Origin of the sequence: Mesorhizobium sp. M1E.F.Ca.ET.041.01.1.1, from assembly GCF_003997355.1 — a bacterium.
Taxonomy (GTDB): domain Bacteria; phylum Pseudomonadota; class Alphaproteobacteria; order Rhizobiales; family Rhizobiaceae; genus Mesorhizobium.
The window spans coordinates 1-765 of the sequence record NZ_RZSL01001143.1; the positions used below are offsets into that span (position 1 = coordinate 1).

At 60.5% G+C, this 765-nt stretch carries 1 protein-coding gene; it reads right to left on the bottom strand.

Translation table 11 applies throughout. The annotated features are described in order from the left end of the window. Nucleotides 1–552, bottom strand: a 552-nt coding sequence (locus tag EOA38_RS37975) for a hypothetical protein (protein ID WP_127301624.1), incomplete at its 3' end; no start/stop codon positions are given. Nucleotides 553–765 lie beyond the last annotated feature (213 nt).

The window sequence follows — 765 nt, forward strand, 5'->3', positions numbered from 1 at the left end:
GACCTGAGCGTGGAAGACATCGACCGGCCATGGCCAGAAGCTGCTGAATGTCAGGGGAAACAGCAGCAGGCCGAGGCCATAGATCCCAAGGATCGTCGATTCCACCGACAGGTAGCCGCGCCATGCGGGCTTCAAGGTCACGCCTTTTGCAGAAGGACGGGCCCTGGCCCGCCACAGGAACAGCCCGGATACCGCGACCGAGGCAAGATAGACCAAAAACCAGAGCCAGGGCGCTTTGCGCGCGAAGTTGAAATAGCCGAGATTGATGAACGAAGCCGCCGACACGATGACGGTGAAGATGAAGGCCATGACGAGCACGAGCCTGCCGGGCGACCAGCGATTCCAGAACAGCAAAGCCGCCATCACGACCATTTCGGCGGTGTAGAAGCCACCGAGGAAGCGGGCGTTGAACGGGGTGACGGCCCAAGGCCAGCGCGGCTTGACCAGCACGGGCGCGAAAAACAGGCCCGCGCCTACGATCAGGACGATGATGACCACCACAGAGAAAAGGCGCAGGGCCGCGGGAAATGGCGGGTTGTCGGATGTCGGCATGGGAGGGAGCCCCAAAGATGAATGCCCATGGACCATCATAGTGCCGCTTGCGGCCGGTGAAAATCGGCCGAGTGGAAATTGGACTGTCACCAAGCCTATCTATTCAAATGGCCGCGCGGTCCGTTTCGAAGTAAAATGGAGCAGTCGGACCAAAGAGCGGTCCGGCTAACACGCCTGGGGCGCATTTTCCGGAGCCTGTACGATGAACGAAGG